Raw genomic sequence first — 6,338 nt, forward strand, 5'->3', positions numbered from 1 at the left:
GTAATCCGTTGTTCCGTGTCAGTGGAGGCGCATTATAGGGAGTTATTTCAGGCTGACAAGGGGAAATTCAAAATAATTTTCCGAGTGATTATTTTTTATTCTTTACGCTTATTTTGGCAACGTTTTGTGGGTTAATTGGGCAATTTCCCGTGCAAAACCCGCGACCTGTTCCCAATCGGTATACACCACTTCTTTATGCGTATCCGTTTCACCGCCTGACATCTTCATTATCAGTTGGATCATCACACGGTCATACCAGCGATAGCGGGGATACAGCAAAGCGCCGGCAATAACCGCACTGCGATCCGGCCGCCACGGCGAACTCATCAGGAACTTACGCGCATAGCTGTTGGTTTGCGGCGTACGCTTCTCCGGTTTACGGGCAACCAGGTTAACGGAGTAGAACGCACTCGGCATCGCATTCAGCCGCGTGGCATGCTTTTTCACAAACTCCTGAAATGCGGCATGGTAATGACCATAGCGAATCGAGGCGCCAATCACCACGCTGTCATAATTTTGCCAGTCAGGCTCCGCGGTGCGATGCAAATTAACAACATCCGTCCAAACGCCCAGCTCTTTGAGTTCAGAAGCCAGATACTCGGCGATTTCACGCGTTTGCCCGTCCCGGGAAGAAAAAAGAATCAGTGTTTTCACGTGTTACTCCATTATTCACGCCAGAAAGTAGGGGTAAAGAGTACCAGCAGAGTAAAGACCTCCAGACGACCAAACAGCATATTGGCAATCAGGATCCACTTCGCCACGGGGTTCATACTGGCAAAGTTGTCGGCGACAACGCCCAGCCCTGGCCCGAGGTTATTCAGCGTCGCCACCACGGAGGCAAACGCGGAGAAGTCATCAACACCGGTCGCAATAATCGCCAGCATACTGATAATAAAGACCAGTGCATAGGCAGAAAAGAATCCCCAGACGGCTTCAAGAATTCGCTCCGGCAGCGCACGGTTACCCAGCTTGATACTGTAAACAGCATTCGGGTGAACCAGACGTTTCAACTCGCGGTTACCTTGCTTAAACAGCAACAGGATACGAATCACTTTCAAGCCACCGCCCGTAGACCCGGCACAGCCGCCGATAAAGGCAGAACACAACAACAACACCGGCAGGAACAGCGGCCAGCGGGCAATGCTGTCGGTGGTAAATCCGGCGGTCGTCGCCATTGATACCACCTGGAAAAAGGCCTGGTTGATGGTCGTGAGCGCTGAACCGTAGGTATTGTGTATCCACAGTACCAGCGTACAGACAGCCACTAGCGTCAACTGCACGCCGATGAACATGCGAAATTCCGGATCGCGCCAGTAGACCTTCAGGCTACGGCCGCTTAATAAAGAGAAGTGCAGGCCATAGTTACAGCCGGAGATCAGCAAGAAGATAGCAATGATGGTGTTGATCGTGGGACTGTCGAAATATCCCACGCTGGCATCGTGCGTGGAAAAGCCGCCAATCGCAATCGTGGCAAAGCTGTGCCCAATGGCGTCAAACGCTGGCATCCCGGCAAACCATAGCGCCAGTGCACATGCCACCGTCAGCAATACATAGATAAGCCACAGGGTTTTCGCCGTTTCGGCAATACGCGGGCGCATTTTATTATCTTTCAGCGGCCCCGGCATTTCTGCCCGGTAGAGCTGCATCCCCCCGACGCCAAGAATAGGCAGAATAGCCACCGCCAGCACGATGATCCCCATCCCGCCGAACCATTGCAGCATCTGTCGATAAAAGAGGATAGCGTGTGGCAATGAATCCAGCCCCACCAGCGTTGTTGCCCCGGTGGTGGTCAATCCGGAAAAGGATTCAAAAAATGCATCGGTAATCGTCAGGTTAGGGCTTTCCGCAAAGATGAACGGCAGCGCACCCACGCTACCCAGCACGGTCCAGAACAAGACGACAATCAGAAAACCTTCGCGAGATTTCAGCTCGCCTTTCTCTTTGCGGTTCGGCCACCACAGCATGGAGCCGATCGCCAGAGCAACGAAGAAAGTTTGGGTAAATGCACGCCCTGCCCCATCGCGATAGATGAGAGCCACCAGTCCGGGGATAATCATCGTCCCCGAGAATAAGATGACCAGTAGTCCAACGATTCGGGTAATGGCGCGAAAATGCATCTCTACCGCTTCCTTAGTTCTTTAAAATGAGGTGGGGATTATTCTTCAATCGCTAACAATTGCAATGAACCACGACTAAAATCCGCCAGTTTTGCCGAAAATTCATCCACTTTGGCATAAGGAAGCGCCACCCTGAGCCGAACAAAAGCCTGGTAATCACTGGCAACGACTTTACCGTCAAACTGACCCAGCAAAGCTTCTATGCCTGCCAGCTGACCGTACTCACACTGCAAAGTATATTCGGTTAATGGCGTCTTGCGCTGTGTCGTTAACTGACGCAACGCCTGATTCACACCGCCACCGTAGGCTTTTACCAGCCCACCCGTACCGAGAAGGATACCGCCGTAGTAGCGCACCACCACTGCGGTAATCTCACCGACACCGCTGCCCATCAGCTGCGCGAGCATCGGCTTGCCTGCCGTTCCCGCCGGTTCGCCATCGTCTGAAAAGCCCAACTGCTGCGAGTCATTCGGCGCACCCGCCACCCATGCCACACAATGGTGGCGGGCGTCCGGGTGTTCCGTTTTGACGGACTCAACGAATGCTTTCGCCGCTTCTACGCCGTCCGTATGGGCGAGCAGCGTAATGAAGCGGCTTTTTTTGATCTCTTCAACGACGCTAACCGGCGCCGCAGGGATTAACCAACTGTCCATTACGCCAGTTTTAAATCCCGCGTCATGTTCTCGATATTGTTCTCGTGGACCACCACGTTGTCTTCAATACGAATACCGCCGAACGGTTTCAGAGCTTCAATTTTCTGCCAGTTGAAGTGTTTGCTGAACTGCCCTTCACGCCACGGCGCCAGCAGCGATTCAATAAAGTAGATGCCCGGTTCGATGGTCAGTACCATGCCCGGCTGCAGAACACGGGTGCAGCGCAGGTAAGGATACTTCGACGGGGCAGCAAGGTGGGTACCGCTGTCATCCTGCATAAAGCCAGCGACATCATGCACCTGCAGACCCAACGGGTGACCAATACCGTGCGGCATAAACGGTCCAGTAAGATCGTTTTCCACCATCGCCTCTTCACTCATATCGGTGATGATTTGATGCTTACGCAGCAGCTTCGCGATGCGCTGATGGAACTGAATGTGGTAATCCACGTAGCTGGTACCCGCTTTCATGGTAGCGATAAGCGCCAGCTCTTCGTCGTTAACATCTTTCACCAGATGCGCATAGTCGTTGTCGCTTTTCGCCGACCAGGTACGCGTCAGGTCTGCCGCATAGCCGTTATATTCCGCACCAGCGTCCAGCAGGAAGCTGCGAATTTCAGACGGCGCCTGATGATCCAGTTTGGTGTAATGAAGAACCGACGCATGCTCATTAAGCGCAACGATGTTGCTGTATGGCACGTCAGTGTCGCGGTGACCGGTCGCGGTCAGATAAGCCAGGTTGATGTCAAACTCGCTCATCCCGGAACGGAACGCTTCTTCCGCGGCACGGTGTCCATTCACCGCCATTTTCTGCGCTTCGCGCATACAGGCCAGTTCGTAATCCGTTTTAAAGGCGCGGTAATAATGCAGGTAGTCGATCACCCCTTTCGGGTTGATGTTGCTGGCCGCGATGTCCAGTTGCAACGCACGTTCCGGAACCGGACCGATATAACCGATATTGCCGCGAGCAGCTGGCAGTTGGCTACCGATACCGTCCGCTTTTGGCAGCGCGATGATCTCGATTTCTTCTGTCCAGAAGGAGGTCGGCAGCGGCTCAACGTTATGCCAGTAGTCGACCGGCAGATAGAACCACAATTTTGGCTTATTCACACCATCCACCAGCAACCAGCAGTTAGGGACCTGCGTTACGGGTACCCAGGCTTTGAATTGCGGATTGACCTTAAACGGGTACGGATGGTCGTCAAGAAAGACGTTAACAAGTTCGCCAGAGTGAATAAGTAACGCATCCAGCTTGAAGCGTTCCAGCGCGTCGCGCGCCCGCTCTTGTAAGGTAACGATATGATTTTTATAGAGTGCGGCCAGTGATTCCATTTTCTATCCTTCTGTTTTTGACCTCAAGACTCCGCATCTTAGCACATCGCTTTGTGAGTGCGTGATTTCTGCCGAGCGTGATCGAATCGTCATTTCTTTAATCATTCATTTGCATTTTTTTAACATAAAACACACACTTCGATTCATCTGGTATGACCAGATCACCTTGCGGATTCAGGAGACTGACATGCTTTACAAAGGCGACACCCTGTACCTCGACTGGCTGGAAGATGGCATCGCCGAACTGGTGTTCGATGCCCCTGGTTCGGTCAATAAACTCGACACGGCCACCGTTGCCAGCCTGGGCCATGCGCTTGACGTGCTGGAAAAACAACCGAATTTAAAAGGGCTGCTGCTGCGCTCTAACAAAGCAGCCTTTATTGTCGGTGCCGATATCACCGAATTCCTTTCATTGTTCCTCGTGCCTGAAGAACAGTTGAGCCAGTGGCTGCATTTTGCCAACAGCGTCTTTAATCGTCTGGAAGATCTACCTGTTCCGACCCTCTCAGCGGTAAATGGCTATGCGCTGGGCGGCGGCTGCGAGTGTGTGCTGGCGACCGATTACCGTCTGGCAACGCCGGACCTGCGCATCGGCCTGCCGGAAACCAAGCTGGGCATCATGCCAGGCTTTGGCGGATCCGTACGTATGCCACGTATGCTGGGCGCGGACAGCGCGCTGGAAATCATTGCTGCGGGTAAAGATGTTGGTGCTGAGCAGGCGCTGAAAATCGGCCTGGTCGATGGCGTAGTGAAACACGAGAAACTGCTTGATGGCGCGATCGCGGTATTACGTCAGGCGATTAACGGCGATCTCGACTGGAGAGCCAAACGCCAGCCGAAGCTGGAACCGTTGAAACTCAGCAAAATTGAAGCGGCGATGAGCTTTACTATCGCCAAAGGTATGGTGGCGCAGACGGCCGGGAAGCATTATCCCGCACCAATCACTGCCGTGAAAACGATTGAGGCGGCATCCCGTTTTGGCCGTGAAGAAGCGCTGAACCTGGAAAATAAAAGTTTTGTTCCACTGGCGCACACCAGTGAAGCTCGCGCATTGGTTGGGATCTTCCTTAACGATCAGTTCGTGAAAGCCAAAGCCAAAAAGCTCACCAAAAATATTGAGGCGCCAAAGCAAGCGGCGGTGCTGGGCGCGGGCATTATGGGCGGCGGTATCGCTTACCAGTCGGCCTGGAAAGGCGTGCCGGTTGTGATGAAAGATATCAACGACAAATCATTAACGCTGGGCATGACCGAAGCGGCCAAGCTGCTGAACAAACAGCTCGAGCGCGGCAAAATTGACGGCCTGAAAATGGCGGGCGTGATTTCCACTATCCATCCAACCCTCGACTATAGCGGTTTCGAGCGTGTGGACGTAGTAGTCGAAGCGGTTGTGGAAAACCCGAAAGTGAAAAAAGCGGTACTGGCGGAAACCGAAGATAAGGTACGCCCGGACACCGTACTGGCTTCGAACACCTCAACCATTCCAATCAACGAACTGGCCAGCGTGCTCAAACGCCCGGAAAACTTCTGTGGCATGCACTTCTTTAATCCGGTGCACCGCATGCCGTTGGTTGAGATCATTCGCGGCGAAAAAAGCTCAGATGAAACCATCGCTAAGGTTGTCGCCTGGGCAAGCCAGATGGGCAAAACGCCAATTGTGGTCAATGACTGCCCTGGTTTCTTCGTCAACCGCGTGCTGTTCCCCTATTTTGCCGGTTTCAGCCAGTTGCTGCGCGACGGAGCGGATTTCCGCAAAGTCGACAAAGTGATGGAAAAACAGTTTGGCTGGCCGATGGGCCCGGCTTATCTGCTGGACGTGGTGGGGATCGATACCGCGCATCACGCACAGGCGGTGATGTCTGCGGGCTTCCCACAGCGTATGCAGAAAGATTATCGCGATGCGATCGATGCCCTGTTTGATGCTAACCGTTTCGGACAGAAAAACGGTCTCGGGTTCTGGCGTTATAAAGAAGACAACAAGGGCAAGCCGAAGAAAGAAGAAGATGCCGCCGTTGATGGTCTGCTGGCAGAGGTCAGCCAACCGAAACGCGACTTCAGCGATGACGAGATTATCGCCCGCATGATGATCCCAATGATCAACGAAGTGGTGCGTTGTCTGGAAGAAGGCATTATCGCCAGCCCGGCAGAAGCCGATATGGCGCTGGTGTATGGCCTGGGCTTCCCTCCGTTCCACGGCGGTGCGTTCCGCTGGCTGGATACGCTCGGCAGCGCGAAGTATC

General features: G+C 53.5%; 5 protein-coding genes. 1 reads left to right on the plus strand and 4 read right to left on the minus strand.

Annotated features, from left to right (window positions below; translation table 11 throughout):
• Positions 1 to 108 precede the first annotated feature (108 nt).
• The 4 genes from hemG to pepQ are packed head-to-tail and all read right to left on the minus strand — an operon-like array spanning position 109 to position 4,101.
• Positions 109 to 654 carry a menaquinone-dependent protoporphyrinogen IX dehydrogenase gene (gene hemG / locus KQJ18_RS20440; protein ID WP_038634428.1) on the minus strand — a complete coding sequence of 182 codons (546 nt, stop codon included), beginning with the start codon at positions 652 to 654 and terminating at the stop codon, positions 109 to 111.
• Between the two features lie 11 nt (positions 655 to 665).
• A complete protein-coding gene (trkH, locus tag KQJ18_RS20445; protein ID WP_003017848.1) occupies positions 666 to 2,117 on the minus strand; it encodes a Trk system potassium transporter TrkH in 1,452 nt (483 codons plus the stop codon).
• A 38-nt stretch (positions 2,118 to 2,155) separates the two neighbouring features.
• Entirely contained in the window at positions 2,156 to 2,770 is a 615-nt protein-coding gene (locus KQJ18_RS20450; RefSeq protein WP_085049785.1) for an IMPACT family protein, read from the minus strand.
• A complete protein-coding gene (gene pepQ / locus KQJ18_RS20455) occupies positions 2,770 to 4,101 on the minus strand; it encodes a Xaa-Pro dipeptidase (protein WP_038634435.1) in 1,332 nt (443 codons plus the stop codon). Before pepQ ends, KQJ18_RS20450 begins: the two co-directional genes overlap by 1 nt.
• Positions 4,102 to 4,288: 187 nt before the next feature.
• Here pepQ and fadB point away from each other — a divergent pair.
• Positions 4,289 to 6,338, plus strand: a 2,050-nt coding sequence (gene fadB / locus KQJ18_RS20460; protein ID WP_216422609.1) for a fatty acid oxidation complex subunit alpha FadB, incomplete at its 3' end; no start/stop codon positions are given.

The sequence above is a fragment of the Citrobacter sp. S55_ASV_140 genome, assembly GCF_018919505.1.
Taxonomy (GTDB): domain Bacteria; phylum Pseudomonadota; class Gammaproteobacteria; order Enterobacterales; family Enterobacteriaceae; genus Citrobacter; species Citrobacter werkmanii.